The organism is Pseudoxanthobacter sp. M-2, assembly GCF_046156265.1.
Taxonomy (GTDB): domain Bacteria; phylum Pseudomonadota; class Alphaproteobacteria; order Rhizobiales; family Segnochrobactraceae; genus CAMDHY01.
Window position 1 is genome coordinate 183172 of the sequence record NZ_JAWDIR010000047.1, and the last position, 16860, is coordinate 200031.

Below are 16860 nucleotides of genomic sequence, written 5' to 3' on the forward strand. Positions count from 1 at the left end.
GCACACGCCTTGCGATCCGCCTCCGGCCCGATGGCCGGCGCCTGCGGAACCGGATGGCGGCGGGGGTGGCGGCTCCGGGACAGCGGGACGGGCGGATTGTGAAGGAAGCGATGCGGACCGAGACGAGCGCGGGGGGCGGTGCAGCGGCGGCGGGGGCCGGGCGGCCGGTGATCGAGGCGCGCGGGCTGTCGCTCACCTTCGAGACCGCCGACGGCCCGGTGTTCGCGCTCTCCGACGTCGATCTCGACGTGCACGCCGGCGAGTTCGTCTCCTTCATCGGCCCGTCCGGCTGCGGCAAGACCACCTTCCTGCGCGTCGTCGCCGACCTCGAGCAGCCGAGCGCCGGCACAGTGCTGGTCAACGGCCTGACGCCGGAGGCGGCGCGCCTCGCCCGCCAGTACGGCTACGTCTTCCAGGCGCCCGCCCTCTATCCGTGGCGGACGATCGAGAAGAACGTCATGCTGCCGCTCGAGATCATCGGCCTGCCGGCGGCCGAGCGGGCGGAGCGGGCGCGCAAGCAGCTCGAACTCGTCGATCTCGCCGGCTTCGAGCGCAAGTTCCCCTGGCAGCTCTCCGGTGGCATGCAGCAGCGCGCCTCGATCGCCCGCGCGCTCTCCTTCGACCCGGCGCTGATGCTGATGGACGAGCCCTTCGGGGCGCTGGACGAGATCGTCCGCGACCACCTGAACGAGCGCCTGCTGCGCCTCTGGGACAAGACCGGCAAGACGGTGCTGTTCGTCACCCACTCGATCCAGGAGGCGGTGTTCCTGTCGACCAAGATCGTGGTGATGTCGCCGCGGCCGGGGCGCATCATCGACGTCATCGCCTGCGACTTCCCGCGCGACCGCACGCTCGACATCCGCGAGACGCCGGAATTCCTCGAGGTGGCCCACCGCGTCCGCGCGGGCCTCCGGGCAGGGCACGCCTATGGCGACTGAGGCGGCGACGCACGCGTCCCGTGCCGCACCGGCGCGGCGCTCCGGCTCCGGGCCGCTCGACGCGGTGCTGCCGGTCGCCGTCATCGTCGCGATCCTCGTCGTGCTCTGGTACGTCGCCGCCGTGGCGCTCAACGCGGGCATCGTCCGCGACGGCTTCGAGCGCGCCGGCACCGCCTACACGACGGAGGACCTCGTCGCCGCCACGCTGTCGCACGACCGACCCTTGCTGCCGGCGCCGCACCAGATCCTCGTCGAGCTGAAGAAGACGGTCATCGACGTCGACCCGACGTCGAAGCGCAGCCTCGTCTACCACGGCTGGGTGACGCTCTCCTCGACGCTGCTCGGCTTCGTCATGGGGACGATCCTCGGCATCGTGCTCGCCGTGCTGATCGTCCACATGCGCTCGCTCGACAAGAGCCTGATGCCGTGGATCATCTCGTCCCAGACGATCCCGATCCTGGCGATCGCGCCGATCGTCATCGTCGTGCTCGGCTCGATCGGCCTCAGGGGCCTCGTGCCGAAGGCGATCATCTCGACCTATCTCTGCTTCTTCCCGGTCACCATCGGCATGGTGAAGGGGCTGACGTCACCCGACGTGCTCTCGCTCGACCTGATGCGCACCTATTCGGCGTCGAAGGCGCAGACCTTCTGGAAGTTGCGCCTGCCGGCCTCGGTGCCGTTCCTGTTCGCGAGCCTCAAGGTCGCGATCGCCATCGCCATCGTCGGCGCCATCGTCGCGGAACTGCCGACCGGCGCCCAGGCCGGCATCGGCGCGCGGCTGCTGTCGGGCTCCTACTACGGCCAGACCGTGCAGATCTGGGCGGCCCTGTTCGTCGCCGCGGCGCTCGCCGCGAGCCTCGTCGCCCTCGTCGGCCTCGCCGAGCGGGTGACGCTGAAGGCGATGGGGGCGCGGCGATGACCGTCACGCGCGGCCGCTCCGTCGTCTGGATCCTCGCCGGCGCGCTGCTGGCGCTCTCGGCCTTCCTGCCGACCGGCGTCGAGGTGGCCGGCACGCCCTTGCTGATGTTCGCGGTGCTGCGGCTCGCCATCGGCGGGCTGCTCTGCGCCATCGGCGCGACGCGGCGGCTCGACGGGCCGCGGCTGGCGATCGTCTTCGCGCTCCTCGTCGCCGGCTGCGCTGCCGCGCTCTTCACCGTCCACCTCGACGTGGTCGCCGGCCGCGCCGACCTCGACTTCTGGCTCGGTGTCGTCGGCCTGTGGCTCGCCGCCTGGGTGGCGAACGACGCGCTCGCCGCCCATCGCTTCGCCACGCCGGCGGCGCAGCGGGCGGCTTCGATCGCCGTACCGGCGATCTTCGGCGCCTTCCTCCTCTTCCTCTGGGAGGTGGTGGTCGTCGGCTTCGGCGTCTCGCCGGTGCTGATGCCACCGCCGTCGGCGGTCGGCGCCCGCATCGCCGTGTCGCTGCCGATCCTCGCCGACGATTTCGTCCAGACCTTCGTGCGCGGTGTGCTGTCGGGCTACGTCATCGGCTGCGCCGCCGGATTCCTCGTCGCCATCCTCGCCGACCGCGTGCCGTTCCTGCGCAAGGGGCTCTTGCCGCTCGGCAACTTCGTCTCGGCCCTGCCGATCATCGGCATCGCGCCGATCATGGTGATGTGGTTCGGCTTCGACTGGCACTCGAAGGCCGCCGTCGTCGTGGTGATGACCTTCTTCCCGATGCTGGTGAACACGGTCGCCGGCCTGTCGGCGAGCGGCACGCTCGAGCGCGACCTGATGCGCTCCTACGCCGCCTCCTGGTGGACGACGCTCGTCAAGCTGCGGCTGCCGGCGGCGTTGCCGTTCATCTTCAATGCGCTGAAGATCAACTCGACGCTCGCGCTGATCGGCGCCATCGTCGCGGAGTTCTTCGGCACGCCGACGGTCGGGATGGGCTTCCGCATCTCGATCGAGGCCGGCCGCATGGCGCTCGACATGGTGTGGGCCGAGATCGCGGTCGCCGCGGTCGCCGGCACCGCCTTCTACGGTCTGGTCGCGCTCCTCGAGCGCTCCGTGACCTTCTGGCACCCCTCGTACCGGCGATAGAGGGCGCCGGCCCGGGGACTTCGTCTCATCTTGGTGGAGGACGTGGACATGACGACGAGAACGGCCATCGCAGCAGGCATCGCACTCGCGCTCGGCATCGGCACGGCGCAGGCGGCCGACCCGGTGACGCTGCAGCTGAAGTGGGTCACCCAGGCCCAGTTCGCCGGCTACTACGTGGCGGCGGAGAAGGGCTTCTATGACGAGGAAGGCCTCGACGTCACCATCAACCCGGGTGGCCCGGACGTCGCCCCGCCGCAGGTGATCGCCGGCGGTGGCGCCGACGTCGTCATCGACTGGATGCCGTCCGCGCTCGCCTCGCGCGAGAAGGGCGTGCCGCTCGTCAACATCTCGCAGCCGTTCAAGAAGTCCGGCCTGATGCTGACCTGCCGCAAGGACACCGGCATCACCTCGCCGGCCGACTTCAAGGGCAAGACGCTCGGCGTCTGGTTCGGCGGCAACGAGTATCCGTTCCTGTCGTGGATGTCGAAGCTCGGCCTCAAGACCGACGGCGGCCCGGACGGCGTCACCGTCATCAAGCAGGGCTTCAACGTCGACCCGCTCATCCAGAAGCAGGCCGACTGCGTCTCGACGATGACCTACAACGAGTACTGGCAGGTGATCGACGCCGGCTTCAAGCCCGAGGACCTCGTCGTCTTCAAGTATGACGAGCAGGGCGAGGGCACGATGGAGGACGGCCTCTACGTGATGGAGGACAACCTCAAGGACCCGGCCTTCGTGGAGAAGATGGCGAAGTTCGTGAAGGCGTCGATGAAGGGCTGGGACTACGCGCGCCAGAACCCCGACGAGGCGGCGATGATCGTGCTCGAGAACGACGCGTCGGGCGCCCAGACGGAGGCCCACCAGAAGCGGATGATGGGCGAGATTGCCAAGCTTCTGGACACCGAAGCGAACGGCAAGCTCGACCCGGCCGACTTCGACCGCACGGTCGCGATCCTGATGTCCGGCGGCTCCGACCCGGTGATCACCAAGAAGCCGGAGGGGGCGACCTCGACGGCGGTGTACGACGCGATGAAGTGAGGGGGGCGGGGGCGTCGTCATTGGATTGACGGGCCCCCACCTGCCGCGCCTGCGGCGCGGCGGTCCTCCCCCCTGGCAGGGGGAGGACCGGACAGCGGTTGTCGGACGCTGCCATCTCAAAGCAAGCGACGCGTCCTCCCCCTGCCAGGGGGGAGGACAGCCGGCGAAGCCGGCAGGTGGGGGCCCGTCAATCAAGAGCAATTGGTCCGATGGTCGTCGAACGCACCCGTCGCGACACCGCCCGCCGTCTCCGTCGCCAGCCGACGGAGGCGGAAACCACACTGTGGAATGCCCTCCGGCGCCTTCCGCTCGACGGCTCTCACTTCCGCCGGCAGGTGCCGATCGGAGCGTTCGTTGCGGACTTCGCCTGCCACGCGGCGCGGCTCGTCGTCGAACTCGACGGCGGCCAGCATACCGAGCAGGCGGATGCCGACTATGACGCCCGACGGACGGCATGGCTTGGGCGGGCGGGTTACCGCGTTTTGAGGTTCCAGAACGCCGACGTGTTCCTGCGGATCGACGATGTGCTGGAGACGATCCGGGCGGCGGTGTTCGGCGGCATCGATGTTGAGGGGCGGAAGTTGATCCACCGACGCACGAGCAGTCGTCGCAGCCCGGAGCGACGGGCCCCACCCTGACCGCTGCGCGGTCTGTCCCTCCCCCTGGCAGGGGAGGGACGTGTCGCGGACCTTGAAATGCCGAGGCCCAACAAGTCCGTTGCCCCGTCCTCCCCCTGCCAGGGGGGAGGACAGCCGGCGAAGCCGGCAGGTGGGGGCCTGTCAATCAAGACCGCAACGTCCGCGTTCTCACTGAACTGATCTCGGAGACCCCCATGACCACTCTCATCCGCGGCGGCACCGTTGTGAACCATGACGCCTCGCAGAAGGCGGACGTTCTCGTCGAGGGCGGCAGGATCGTCGCCGTCGGGCGCGATCTCGAGGCGCCGGCCGGTGCCAACGTCATCGACGCCGGCGGGGCCTACGTCATGCCCGGCGGCATCGACCCGCACACCCACCTCGAGTTCATGTTCATGGGGAGCGTGTCGGCCGACGACTTCGAGTGGGGCACCAAGGCGGCGCTGTCGGGCGGCACCACGATGGTGGTCGACTTCTGCATCCCGGCCCCCGGCCAGTCGATGCTCGCCGCCTACCAGGACTGGCGGCGCAAGTCGGAAGCCGCCGCCTGCGACTACGGCTTCCACATGGCGGTGACCTGGTGGGACGAGCCGGTCTTCGACGAGATGGAAACCGTCGTGAAGACCTACGGCATCAACACCTTCAAGCACTTCATGGCCTACAAGGGCGCCTTGATGGTGAACGACGACGAGCTCTTCCACTCGTTCCGTCGCTGCGCCGCCCTCGGCGCCCTGCCGCTCGTCCACGCCGAGAACGGCGACGTCGTCTTCCGCCTGCAGCAGCAGCTGATGGAGCAGGGCATCACCGGACCGGAAGGCCACGCCTATTCGCGGCCCCCCGAGGTCGAGGGCGAGGCGACCAACCGGGCGATCATGATCGCCGACATGGCCGGCTGCCCGCTCTATGTCGTCCACACCTCCTGCAAGCCCGCCCACGAGGCGATCGCGCGGGCGCGCGCGAGCGGCAAGCGCGTCTATGGCGAGCCGCTGATCCAGCACCTCGTCCTCGACGAGGACGAGTATCGCAACGCCGACTGGACCTATGCGGCACGCCGCGTGATGTCGCCGCCGTTCCGCCCGAAGGAGCACCAGGCGAGCCTGTGGGCGGGGCTGCAGTCGGGCTCGCTGCAGGTGGTGGCGACCGACCACTGCGCCTTCACCAGCGAGCAGAAGCGCCTCGGCCTCGGCGACTTCACCAAGATCCCGAACGGCACCGGTGGCCTCGAGGATCGCCTGCCGGTGCTGTGGACGGCCGGTGTCGGCACCGGCCGGCTGACCAAGGAGGAGTTCGTCGGCGCCACCTCCGCCAACATCGCCCGCATCCTCAACGTCTATCCGCGGAAGGGCCGCATCGCGGTGGGATCGGACGCCGACATCATCGTCTGGGACCCGTCGGCGACGAAGACGATCTCGCCGAAGACCCAGGTGAGCCGCATCGACTACAACGTCTTCGAGGGCTTCGAGTGCGTCGGCCTGCCGGCCGTGGTGATGTCGCGCGGCAAGGTCGCCTGGCAGGACGGCCGGCTGCGCGCCGAGCGCGGCGACGGCGCCTATGTGGCCCGCGACCCGTTCCCGGCGGTGCACGTGGCGAATGCCAAGTGGCGGGCGCTAACCGCGCCGCGGGCGGTCGAGCGGGCGGAGGTGACGCCGTAGGGGATTGGCGGCAAGCGCCGAGATCAGCTATAGTAGTGAAGTTCACTACATTGGGACCATGCGCGTGAAGACGGTATCGGCGGCGGATGCCAATCGCCACTTCTCGAAGCTCCTCGGCGAGGTCGAGCGGGGCGAGACGGTGCAGGTCACGTCGCGTGGCCGCCCCGTGGCGCGCCTCGCGCCCGAGCCGGAAGCCGATGCCGCGGAACGCGAAGCGGCCTTTCGCGAACTCATCGCGCGGCTGAAGAGCCAGCCGGCTCTCAATCTCGGCCGCGTCACCCGCGACGAGGCCTACGACGACACGGATGATCCTGCTTGAAAGTCGCGATCGACACGAACGTCCTCGCCTATGCCGAGGGTGTCGACGATCGCGGCCGACAGCAAACCGCCACCCTCACGATCGAGAGGCTCGGAGTCGCGCGGATCGTCCTGCCGGCGCAGGTTCTCGGTGAACTGCAACGCATTCTGCGACGGCGAGGTCGGATGACCCGAGCCGCATCCTGCGAGCGCGTACGGTTATGGCGTAACACGTGCTTTGTCGCCGGAACGTCAACTGCAGCGTTTGATGCGGCTCTTGATCTCACCGAGCGCCACGACCTGCAGATCTGGGATGCCTTGATCCTCGCCGTATCGGTGGAGGCCGGCTGCCGCCTGCTACTGTCGGAGGACATGCAGGAGGGCTTCTCATGGGCCGGGCTCACGGTCGCCAACCCCTTTGCCGATATCCTTCACCCCTTGCTCCGTCAGGCATTCCAGTCTGCCTGACGATCGGAATGTCCGACCGACGAGGCCTACCATGACCACCACCACCACCAACCTCTCCATCGACCCGCAGCGCCTGTGGGACACGCTGATGGAGACGGCGAAGATCGGCGGCACCGAGAAGGGCGGCGTGCGGCGGCTGACGCTGACCGACCTCGACCGCCAGGTACGCGACTGGTTCAAGGCCGCCTGCGAGGGCCTCGGCTGCACCGTCACGGTCGACGAGGTCGGCAACATGTTCGCCGTCCGCCCGGGCAAGCGTGACGACTTGGCGCCCATCGCCATGGGCAGCCATCTCGACACCCAGCCGACCGGCGGCAAGTTCGACGGCATCCTCGGCGTGCTCGGCGGGCTGGAGGCGCTGCGCACCTTGGTCGATCTCGGCTACGAGACGAACGCCCCGGTGATGCTGGTCAACTGGACCAACGAGGAGGGGTCGCGCTTCGCCCCGGCGATGCTCGGCTCCGGCGTCTTCGCCGGCGTCTTCGACCGCGCCTATGCGGACAGCCGCGAGGACCGGCAGGGCGAGACCTTCGGCGCGGCGCTCGACGCCATCGGCTACCGCGGCGAGGTGAAGGCCGGCGCCGTGTCGATGAGCGCGATGTTCGAGCTCCACATCGAGCAGGGCCCGATCCTCGAGGCCGAGGGCAAGACCATCGGCATCGTCAAGGGCGTGCAGGGCATGCGCTGGTACGACGTCACCGTCACCGGCAAGGAGGCCCACACCGGCTCGACGCCGATGATGCTGCGCAGGAATGCGCTCCTCGGCGCGGCGAAGCTCTTCGAGGCGGTCGACCGCATCGCCAAGGCACGGCTGCCGGCGGTCGGCACCGTCGGGCTCGTCGAGGTGAAGCCGAACTCTCGCAACGTCATCCCCGGCGAGGTCTTCTTCACCGTCGATTTCCGCAACCCCGACGCCGCCGTGCTGGAGGAGATGGAGGCCGAGTTCGGCCGTACCGTCACCGCCGTCGCCGCCGAGACCGGGCTCGAGATCGTCTGGAAGCGGATCTGGGATTCGCCGCCGGTGGTCTTCGACGCCGACTGCGTCGCGAGCGTCGCGGAAGGGGCCGTCACCGCCGGCTTGGCCGCGCGCGAGATTGTCTCGGGCCCTGGCCACGACGCCGCCTACATCGCCCGCGTCTGCCCGACCTCGATGATCTTCGTGCCCTGCAAGGACGGCATCAGCCATAACGAGGCGGAGGACACCTCCTTCGACGAGTGCGCCGCCGGTGCGCAGGTGCTCCTCAACGCCGTGCTCGCCTACGACCGCCGCTTCGCCCGCTGAGGGCGCTGGCGCGCCTCAGCCCCGGCCGCCGCCGAGGATCGGGCCGTTCGCGAGCAGGGCCGCGAGCGCCTCGAAGGGCATCGGCCGGGCGATGTGGTAGCCCTGAACGACGTCGCAGCCGATCGCCCGCAGCATGGCGAGCTGGCGCGCCGTCTCGACGCCCTCGGCCGCCACCTCGATCGCCCGCGCCCGGCTCACCTCGACGACGCCGCGCACCACCGCCTGGCTGACCGGATCGGTGACGATCTCGGCGATGAAGCGCTTGTCGATCTTCACCTGGTGGACGGGGTAGGAGGCGAGGTGGATGAGCGAGGCGTAGCCGGTTCCGAAGTCGTCGAAGGCAACGCGGAGACCGCCGTGGGCGAGCTCGTCCAGCGCCTCGTGCACCTCCTCCTGGTCGCGTCCGAGCAGCACGTCCTCGGTGATCTCGACGAGCACGTCGCTCGGCGGGATGCCGTGCGCCTCGAGCTGCGCCAAAAGGTTGCGGGTATAGTCCGGGTAGCAGATCTCCATCGGCGCGACGTTGATCGACAGCCGCGGCGGCAGGATGCCCTGGCGGCGCAGCTGACCGAGGTCGCGGCAGGCGGCCCCCAGAACGACGCGGCCGATCGAGACGGCGAGCGCGCCGTCGGCAAAGGCGTCCTCGAAGTCGGCCGCCGCCGTCACCTTGCCGTCGAGCACCTGACGCGCCAGCACCTCGACGCCGATCACCGCGCCCGAGGCAACGTCGACCTGGGGCTGGTAGTAGGGCACCACGCCGCCGCGGGCGAGGGCCGCGCGCATGCGGGTGAGGGTCTGGTCGCGGCGGATCAGCTCGTCGCCGAAGCGGGCCTCGTAGAAGGCCACCTCGCGCCGTCCCCGCCGCTTGGCGTGCATCAGCGCGATGTCGGCGCTGCGCAGCACCTCGGCGGAATCGCACGCGTTGGCGCACATCACGCAGGCGCCGGCCGTGGCGGTGATCGGCACCTGTCGGGCGTCGTGGGAGAAGTCGAAGGCGAGGTCGCCGATCAGCCGGCGGGCCGCCTCCTGAGCTTCCCGGCGCGTCGCGAACCCCGTCGCCACCAGTCCGAACTCGTCACCGCCGACCCGTCCGGCGAGCGGCACCGCGGCACCGATGCGCTCCGCCATCGCCACCAGCACGCGGTCGCCGATGTCGTGGCCGTGGACGTCGTTGATCACCTTGAAACTGTCGAGGTCGGCAATGATCGCCACCCCGAAGGTGCCGCTCGACCGCGCCTGCACGCAGGCGGCGGCGAGGCGGTCGGCGAAGGCCCGGCGGTTCGGCAGGCCCGTCAGCGGGTCGTGGTTGGCCGCCCGCCAGAGATCTTCCTCGCGGCGCGCCTGCGAGGTGACGTCCTGGAAGACGCCGAAGGCGCTCCGGGCCCTGCGCCCGGCCGGGTCGCTGGCGCCGATCGCCCGCACGACGCGCCGTTCCCCGTCGGCACGGTCGATCGGAACCGTCAGGTCGAAGCTCTCGCCGTGCTCGAGCAGCCGCTCGAGGTGCCCGCGCAGCGCGGTGCGGGCGGGCTCGGGATAAAAGCCGAGAGCCGTCTCGACGTCGGGTTCCCGTCCGGGGGCGACCCCATGCAGCCGGTAGATCTCGTCCGACCAGTGCAGGCGGTGGCTGGTCGGATCGACTTCCCAGACGCCGACCCGAGCCAGCGTCTCGACGGTCGTCAGCATGTGGCGGAGACGGGCGAGGGCGGCCTGCGAGGCGAAGTGATCCTGGACGTGGCCCTTGAGGCCGCGCAACAGCCCGGACAGCGTCTGAACGACGGTGTCGCGGGCGCCCTGGACCGGCAGAGCGAGGCCGATGGCCATCAGGGCGGCCCCTCCGGTCCCGGTTGCATCCGGTTCGGCGTGCAAAGTCATCGCCGCCTCGGCGGCTGCGAAGCGAACGGCGATCTGGTCGTCGACGCGGTGGACCGGCGCCAGCGCGACGTGCGGTCCGAGGCGCTCGTGGAGGCTGTGCCAGTCTGTCGGCGAGTAGGCGCGGAAGTGTGCGCTATGGCCCTGCACGAGCCCTTCGCCGGAATTCAGCGCGATGCTGACGCCCCGGAAGGCGTGCCGGTTGGCGGCGAGATCGCAGATGGAGTCGAGCAGCTCGGAGAGAGAGCTCCTCGCCACCGTCGCTATCAGATCTCGCAACAGCATTCTGTTTTTCCAGTCGGACGGCGGTCGGCGCAATCCACAGTGGCGCGTGCAATGTTGAAGGTGCAAGGCGATTGGTGACGCCCTGACGAAAGTCCGATGTCGTTGCTTTCCAGGAGGTTACGTCGCTGGGTTGAATGGGAGGGTCCGGGCGGGGCGAAGCGCGCGACCCTAGCGCGAACCAGTGAGCGAACCATTTCGTCCGGGCTCGCGATCGGCGCGCGCGTACAGCGCCGCGCGCGCGGTGCGCGGGCAATCAGCCGGTCACCGCGTGTCGCGGCCGTCAGAGCACGCGGTTGGGATTGAGGATGCCGTTCGGGTCGTAGGCGCGCTTGATGCGCCGCATCAGGTCGAGCTCGAGCGGCGCCTTCACCCCGGGCAGGAGGTGCCGCTTGAGCCGCCCGATGCCGTGCTCGGCGGAGATCGAACCGTCGAGCTCGGCGACGACGCCATGCACGACGGTGCCCATCGCATCCCAGCCGGCAATGAAGGCGGCCTTGTCGGCGCCGACCGGCTGGGAGACGTTGAAGTGGATGTTGCCGTCGCCCATGTGGCCGAAGGCAGCCGGCCGGCATCCCGGCACCAGCGCCTCGACAGCGGCCGTGGCGCGGGCGAGGAAGGCCGGCACCGAGGCCACCGGCACCGAGACGTCGTGCTTGATCGAGCCGCCCTCGTGCGCCTGCACCTCCGACAGCCCGTGCCGCAGATGCCAGAAGGCGTCGCCCTGGGCGAGGCTCTCGGCGATCGCGGCGTCGGTGACGACGCCGTCCTCGAAGGCGGCGGCGAGCACCTCCTCGAAGAGCGCGCGCACGTCGAGCGCCCGGCTGCCCGAGGAGACCTCGGCAAGCACGTACCAGGGCTGCGGCGCCGACAGCGGATTGCGCGCGCCGGCGAGGTGGCGGAGCGCGAAATCGAATGCGGTATGGGCGATCAGTTCGAAGCCGGTCAGCGATGATCCGGCGGCGCCGCGCAGGCGGTTGAACAGGTCGAGCGCCGCCTCGGGGCTCTCGACGCCGATGAAGGCGACCTCGCGCGCCACCGGCTTCGGCAGCAGCTTCAGCACCGCGGCCGTGATGACCCCGAGCGTGCCCTCCGCGCCGATGAACAGGTGCTTGAGGTCGTAGCCGGTGTTGTCCTTGCGCAGCTTGCGCAGGCCGTTCCACACCTCGCCGGTCGGCAGCACCACTTCGAGCCCCAGCACGAGGTCGCGGGTGTTGCCGTAGGCGAGCACCGCCGTGCCGCCGGCGTTGGTCGACAGGTTGCCACCGATGCGGCACGAGCCCTGCGCGCCGAGCGTCAGCGGGAACAGCCGGTCGACGGCGTCGGCCTCCGCGTGGATGCGCTCCAGGATGCAGCCGGCCTCCACCGTCATCGTGCCGCCGGCGGCGTCGACCTCGCGCACGCGGTCCATGCGGGCGAGTGACAGCACCACCTCGCGGCCGCTTTCGTCCGGCACCTGGCCGCCGACGAGGCCGGTGTTGCCGCCCTGCACGACGATCGGCGTCAGCGTCTCGTTGGCGATGGCGAGGATCGCCGCGACCTCGGCGGTGGAGCCCGGGCGCAGCACGGCCGGCGTGCGGCCGTGATAGAGGCCGCGCCACTCGACGAGATAGGGCGCGGTGTCGGCGTCGGCGGTCAGGATGTTGCGCAGGCCGATCGCAGCGGCGAAGCGTTCCAGCGGCGCGGCGGGGGCGTCGGCGGAGGCGAGGGGGGATGCGGTCACGGCGCGCTCGCGGCTGTCGGTTCGGGGCGCTCCGGTTCTAGCGAAGCGCCTCGCTCCGGTCGAGCCGCGCCGCGCTCAGGTCGCTTCCTCGAGCGTCTCGGCCGTCGCCGCCCGGCGGCGGCGCTTCTGTCCCGACAGCACCGCCTCGAGCCCGTCGTCCCAGTAGGGCGCCGACCCGTAGAGCCCGGCGAGATGGTCGATGAAGACGCGCACCTTCAGGGGCAGGAAGCGGCGGCTCGGATAGACGGCATGCACCGCCACCCCGCGCGCGCCGCGATAGTCCGGCAGCACCACCTCGAGCCGGCCGGAGGAGAGCTCCGGCCCGACGTCCCAGGTCGAGCGCAGCGCGATGCCGAAGCCGGCCACCACCGCCTCGCGCACGACTTCGCTCGAGTTGGTGCGGATCGGCGCCGACGGGCGGATCACCACCGGCCCGTCCGGCCCGTCGAGGCGCCAGCCGTCCTGCTGCTGCGGCGACAGGCAGGCGTGCTTCTCGAGGTCGGCGAGCGTCTCCGGGCGGCCGTGGCGGGCGAGATAGTCCGGCGAGGCGCACAGCACCCGGTGAACCGGCGCGAGCCGTCGCGCGACGTGGCTCGAGGCGGTCAGCTCGGCGATGCGGATCGCCACGTCGAAGCCCTCGCCGACGATGTCGACGAACTCGTCATTGAGCTGCAGGTTGAGCGTCAGTTCGGGATTGGCCGCGAGGAAGGGCCCGAGGTGCGGGGCGACGTGCATGCGGCCGAACGAGGTCGGCGCCGTCACCTTCAGGGTGCCGCGCGCCGTCGTCGAGCGGCGGGTGACGAAGGATTCCGCCTCCTCGATCGAGGCGAGGATGGCAACGACGCGCTCGTAGAAGCCCTGGCCGGCCTCGGTGAGGGCGATCTGGCGGGTGGTGCGCTGCAGGAGGCGCGTGCCGAGGCGATCCTCGAGCCGCCGCATCCGCTTGGAGACGACGGCGGGGGAGAGGCCCATCTCGCGCCCGGCCGCCGACATGCTCTCCGCGGTCACGACGCGCGCGAAGATCTCGAGGTCGACCAGGCTGCTCATGCGTTCCTTCCGCACCTGTTGCAAAACACCCCGTTTGAACTAATGCGTCGAGTGGCGTAGTCCAGAGCAGATCGAAACAAGAGCGGCGAACGATGCCGCCGGCCGGTTCGGAGCCCCGTCGCAGACGGGGCACCAGGGGAGGAAGCGGGCGCGATGTCGAGCCTGAAGATGCCGGACCTCGATGAAGCGGTGCTGGCGCGCCGTGGCGAGATCGCGCGCGCTCTCGCCGAGCGCACCGCGCCCGACCGTGTCATCGTCGAGCCGACCTCGCTCGCCCCCTACGAGACCGACGGCCTCACCGCCTACAAGCAGCTGCCGATGCTGGTGGTGCTGCCGGACACCGTGGCGGAGGTGAGCGCCGTGCTCTCCTATTGCCACGAGAACGGCATCAAGGTGGTGCCGCGCGGCGCCGGCACCTCGCTCTCCGGCGGCGCGCTGCCGCTCGCCGACGGCGTGCTGATGTCGATGATGCGCTTCAACCGCGTCCTCGACGTCGATTTCGACAACCGCTGTGCCGTCGTGCAACCCGGTGTCACAAATCTCGGCGTCACCCGTGCCGTCGAGCACGAGGGCTTCTACTACGCCCCCGACCCGTCCTCGCAGATCGCCTGCTCGATCGGCGGCAACATCGCCGAGAACTCCGGCGGCGTCCACAGCCTCAAGTACGGCCTCACCACCAACAATGTGCTCGGCGTCGAGATGGTGCTGATCACTGGCGAGGTGATCCGCCTCGGCGGCAAGCACCTCGACAGCGAGGGCTACGACCTGCTCGGGCTGATCGTCGGCTCCGAGGGCCTGCTCGGGGTCGTCACCGAGGTGACGGTGCGGCTGCTGCGCGCCCCCGAGACGGCGCGGGCGGCCCTCATCGGCTTTCCCACCAGCGAGGCGGCCGGGGCCTGCGTCGCCGCCATCATCGCCGCCGGCATCATCCCGGCCGGCATGGAGATGATGGACGCGCCGGCGATCGCCGCCGCGGAAGCCTTCGTCCACGCCGGCTATCCGCTCGATGTCGAGGCGCTTCTGATCGTCGAGCTCGACGGTCCGCCGGTCGAGGTCGATGCGCTGCTGTCCCGCGTCGAGGCGATCGCGCGGGCGAACCACGCCACCGAGTGCCGGGTCTCCACGTCGGAGGCCGAGCGCATGAACTTCTGGGCCGGCCGCAAGGCGGCCTTCCCGGCTGTCGGTCGGCTGGCGCCGGACTATCTCTGCATGGACGGCACGATCCCGCGCAAGGCGCTGCCGCTGGTGCTCGCCCGCATGCGCGAGCTCTCGGAGCACTACGGCCTCGCCGTCGCCAACGTCTTCCACGCCGGCGACGGCAACCTCCACCCCCTCATCCTCTACGACGCCAACAAGCCGGGTGAGCTCACCGCCGCTGAGGACTTCGGCTCCGACATCCTGCGGCTCTGCGTCGAGGTTGGCGGCGTTCTCACCGGCGAGCACGGCGTCGGCGTCGAGAAGCGCGACCTGATGCCGACGATGTTCAACGAGGTCGATCTCGACCACCAGATGCGGGTGAAGTGCGCCTTCGACGCGAACGGGCTGCTCAATCCGGGCAAGGTCTTCCCGCAGCTGCGCCGCTGCGCCGAGCTCGGCCGGATGCACGTCCACGCCGGCGCCATCCCGTTCCCCGACATCCCGCGGTTCTGAGGGCAGGGGCCGTTGGTGCTGTCTGCCCTCTCTCCGTCGCCGAACTCGCGGCGCCCCCCCTCCGACCGGCTTCGCCGTCCACCTCCCCCGCGAGGGGGGAGGGTTCGCGTTTCGAAGTGGGCGAGAGTTCGAGACAAACTCTGCGCAAACCCTCCCCCCTCGCGGGGGAGGGTAGGGAGGGGGGGCGCCGCGGGTGGGGCGCTCGTCGTCGGCCCGACCCTCGCAGCCAGCCGCTCGACGGAGCAGACCACGTGAGTTCGTCCGAAACCCTCGCCCCCGCCGGCATCCTGACGCCGCGCGACGACGATGACGTGCGCGACATCGTCGCCTCGGCCGTCGCCGCCAGCGCGCCGATCGAGGTGATCGGCCACGGCTCCAAGCGCCTGATCGGCCGGCCCGTGCAGGCGGCGGCGACGCTCGACCTCTCCGCGCTCACCGGCGTGACCCTCTACGAGCCCGAGGAACTGGTGCTCTCCGCCAAGGCCGGCACGTCGGTCGCCGAGATCGGGGCGCTGCTCGCCACCCACGGACAGGAGCTCGCCTTCGAGCCGATCGACTACGGCCCGCTGTTCGGGGCGCCGGCGGGGCGCGGCACACTCGGCGGCCTCCTCGCCGCCAACCTCGCCGGCCCGCGCCGCATCAAGGCGGGAGCGGCGCGCGACCACACCCTTGGCCTTCACGCCATCTCCGGCCGCGCCGAGGCCTTCAAGGCCGGCGGCCGCGTCGTCAAGAACGTCACCGGCTACGACCTGTCGCGCGGCCTCTCCGGCTCCTGGGGCACGCTCGCCGTCTTCACCGAGATCACGCTGAAGGTGCTGCCGGTGGCGGAGACCGAGACGACGCTGGCGCTCGCCGGCCTCGACGCCACTGCTGCGGTCGCTGCCATGACGGCGGCGATGGGCTCCTCCGCAGACGTCTCCGCCGCCGCCCACCTGCCGTCTGCCATCGCCGCCGCGCTGCCCGGCGCGTCCCTCGGCGCGGGCGCCGTGACGCTGCTGCGCCTGGAAGGCATCGCGCCCTCGGTCGCGGCCCGCGTCACAGCGCTGTCGGCCGTGCTCGCGCCGCTGCTGGCGGCGCCGGTCGAGGCGGAGGCCTCGCGCGACCTGTGGCGGTCGATCCGCGACGTGGTCCCGCTGGCGGAGCGCGGCGACCCGATCGTCTGGCGCGTCTCGGTGGCGCCTTCCGCCGGACCCGTCATCGCGGCGGCCGCCGAGCGCCTCGGCGGTGCGTGGATGTTCGACTGGGCCGGCGGCCTCGTCTGGGTGTCGCTGCCCGATGCGCTGTCCGATGCCGGGGCCCCGGCGCTCCGCGCCGCCGTCGCCGCCGCCGGCGGTGGCCACGCGACGCTCATCAAGGCGCCCGCCGCGGTGCGCGCCCTGGTCGATCCCTTCGAGCCGCAGCCACCCGCACTCGCCGGCGTGACGCGCCGCCTGAAGGAGGTCTTCGATCCGCGCGGCGTGCTCGAGCCGGGGCGCATGTATGCCGGGGTCTGAGGCCGGGCGCGTCGGGAGCGCGCCTCACGGCCCAATGGGAGGGAGCCCACCATGACCGACGCCACGCCGAACCTGCCGCCGAACGGCGCCCCGCGTGCCGAGCCGGGCCTGTTCGATCCCGGCCCCGGCAACGTGCAGGTGATCTACGTCCTCTATCTCGTCGGCTTCGTCGTCGCGATCACCAGCCTCGTCGCCGTGGTGATGGCCTACATCAGCCGCGGCAAGGGCGAGCCGTGGCTCGACAGCCACTACACCTACCAGATCCGCACCTTCTGGATCGGCCTGCTCTACGGCCTGATCGGCGCCGTCCTCGCCTTCGTCTTCATCGGCTTCCTCGTCTGGCTGGCGGTCGTCATCTGGGTGGTCGTGCGCTGCATCAAGGGCCTGCAGGCCGCCTCGCGCCGCGAGCCGATCGCCGACCCGAACACCTGGATGTTCTGACC

General features: G+C 70.6%; 15 protein-coding genes. 12 read left to right on the plus strand and 3 right to left on the minus strand.

The window, feature by feature from the left end:
• Positions 1 to 110 precede the first annotated feature (110 nt).
• The 9 genes from RUR49_RS24990 to RUR49_RS25030 all read left to right on the plus strand — a co-directional run bounded on the left by RUR49_RS24990 (position 111) and on the right by RUR49_RS25030 (position 8353).
• A complete protein-coding gene (locus RUR49_RS24990; protein WP_409149268.1) occupies positions 111 to 938 on the plus strand; it encodes an ABC transporter ATP-binding protein in 828 nt (275 codons plus the stop codon).
• The gene (locus RUR49_RS24995; RefSeq protein WP_409149270.1) at positions 928 to 1857 is read left to right on the plus strand and encodes an ABC transporter permease; all 930 of its coding nucleotides are present in this window, start codon (positions 928 to 930) and stop codon (positions 1855 to 1857) included. The genes RUR49_RS24990 and RUR49_RS24995 overlap by 11 nt, the downstream gene beginning before the upstream one ends.
• Before the next feature lie 104 nt (positions 1858 to 1961).
• On the plus strand, positions 1962 to 2981 hold the full coding sequence (locus RUR49_RS25000) for an ABC transporter permease (protein ID WP_409149338.1): 1020 nt from the start codon (positions 1962 to 1964) through the stop codon (positions 2979 to 2981).
• A gap of 48 nt (positions 2982 to 3029) precedes the next feature.
• Positions 3030 to 4019 (plus strand): ABC transporter substrate-binding protein, encoded by a 990-nt coding sequence (locus RUR49_RS25005; protein WP_409149271.1) that lies wholly within the window; start codon positions 3030 to 3032, stop codon positions 4017 to 4019.
• 209 nt (positions 4020 to 4228) lie between these two features.
• Positions 4229 to 4657 (plus strand): endonuclease domain-containing protein, encoded by a 429-nt coding sequence (locus RUR49_RS25010; RefSeq protein ID WP_409149273.1) that lies wholly within the window; start codon positions 4229 to 4231, stop codon positions 4655 to 4657.
• Positions 4658 to 4851: 194 nt separating this feature from the next.
• The gene (gene hydA / locus RUR49_RS25015; protein ID WP_409149275.1) at positions 4852 to 6306 is read left to right on the plus strand and encodes a dihydropyrimidinase; all 1455 of its coding nucleotides are present in this window, start codon (positions 4852 to 4854) and stop codon (positions 6304 to 6306) included.
• A 4-nt stretch (positions 6307 to 6310) separates the two neighbouring features.
• Positions 6311 to 6625: a type II toxin-antitoxin system Phd/YefM family antitoxin gene (locus RUR49_RS25020; RefSeq protein WP_409149277.1), complete on the plus strand. Its 315-nt coding sequence runs from the start codon at positions 6311 to 6313 to the stop codon at positions 6623 to 6625.
• Positions 6622 to 7071: a PIN domain-containing protein gene (locus tag RUR49_RS25025; RefSeq protein ID WP_409149279.1), complete on the plus strand. Its 450-nt coding sequence runs from the start codon at positions 6622 to 6624 to the stop codon at positions 7069 to 7071. The genes RUR49_RS25020 and RUR49_RS25025 overlap by 4 nt, the downstream gene beginning before the upstream one ends.
• Positions 7072 to 7102: 31 nt before the next feature.
• Positions 7103 to 8353, plus strand: a complete 1251-nt coding sequence (locus RUR49_RS25030) for a M20 family metallo-hydrolase (protein ID WP_409149281.1) — start codon at positions 7103 to 7105, stop codon at positions 8351 to 8353.
• Positions 8354 to 8368: 15 nt separating this feature from the next.
• Here the strand turns inward: RUR49_RS25030 and RUR49_RS25035 are convergent, their stop codons facing one another.
• The 3 genes from RUR49_RS25035 to RUR49_RS25045 form a co-directional block, all read right to left on the minus strand.
• Positions 8369 to 10507, minus strand: coding sequence for a putative bifunctional diguanylate cyclase/phosphodiesterase (locus RUR49_RS25035; RefSeq protein ID WP_409149283.1), 2139 nt, complete (start codon positions 10505 to 10507; stop codon positions 8369 to 8371).
• A 280-nt stretch (positions 10508 to 10787) separates the two neighbouring features.
• Positions 10788 to 12227 (minus strand): FAD-binding oxidoreductase, encoded by a 1440-nt coding sequence (locus tag RUR49_RS25040; RefSeq protein ID WP_409149285.1) that lies wholly within the window; start codon positions 12225 to 12227, stop codon positions 10788 to 10790.
• Positions 12228 to 12302: 75 nt separating this feature from the next.
• The gene (locus tag RUR49_RS25045; protein ID WP_409149287.1) at positions 12303 to 13274 is read right to left on the minus strand and encodes a LysR family transcriptional regulator; all 972 of its coding nucleotides are present in this window, start codon (positions 13272 to 13274) and stop codon (positions 12303 to 12305) included.
• A gap of 153 nt (positions 13275 to 13427) precedes the next feature.
• Between RUR49_RS25045 and RUR49_RS25050 the strand changes: the two genes are divergently transcribed.
• From RUR49_RS25050 to RUR49_RS25060, 3 genes are all read left to right on the plus strand, one after another.
• A complete protein-coding gene (locus tag RUR49_RS25050) occupies positions 13428 to 14924 on the plus strand; it encodes an FAD-linked oxidase C-terminal domain-containing protein (protein WP_409149289.1) in 1497 nt (498 codons plus the stop codon).
• 251 nt (positions 14925 to 15175) lie between these two features.
• Positions 15176 to 16417 (plus strand): FAD-binding protein, encoded by a 1242-nt coding sequence (locus RUR49_RS25055; RefSeq protein ID WP_409149291.1) that lies wholly within the window; start codon positions 15176 to 15178, stop codon positions 16415 to 16417.
• A 51-nt stretch (positions 16418 to 16468) separates the two neighbouring features.
• Positions 16469 to 16858 carry a DUF4870 family protein gene (locus tag RUR49_RS25060; RefSeq protein ID WP_409149293.1) on the plus strand — a complete coding sequence of 130 codons (390 nt, stop codon included), beginning with the start codon at positions 16469 to 16471 and terminating at the stop codon, positions 16856 to 16858.
• Positions 16859 to 16860: the final 2 nt, after the last annotated feature.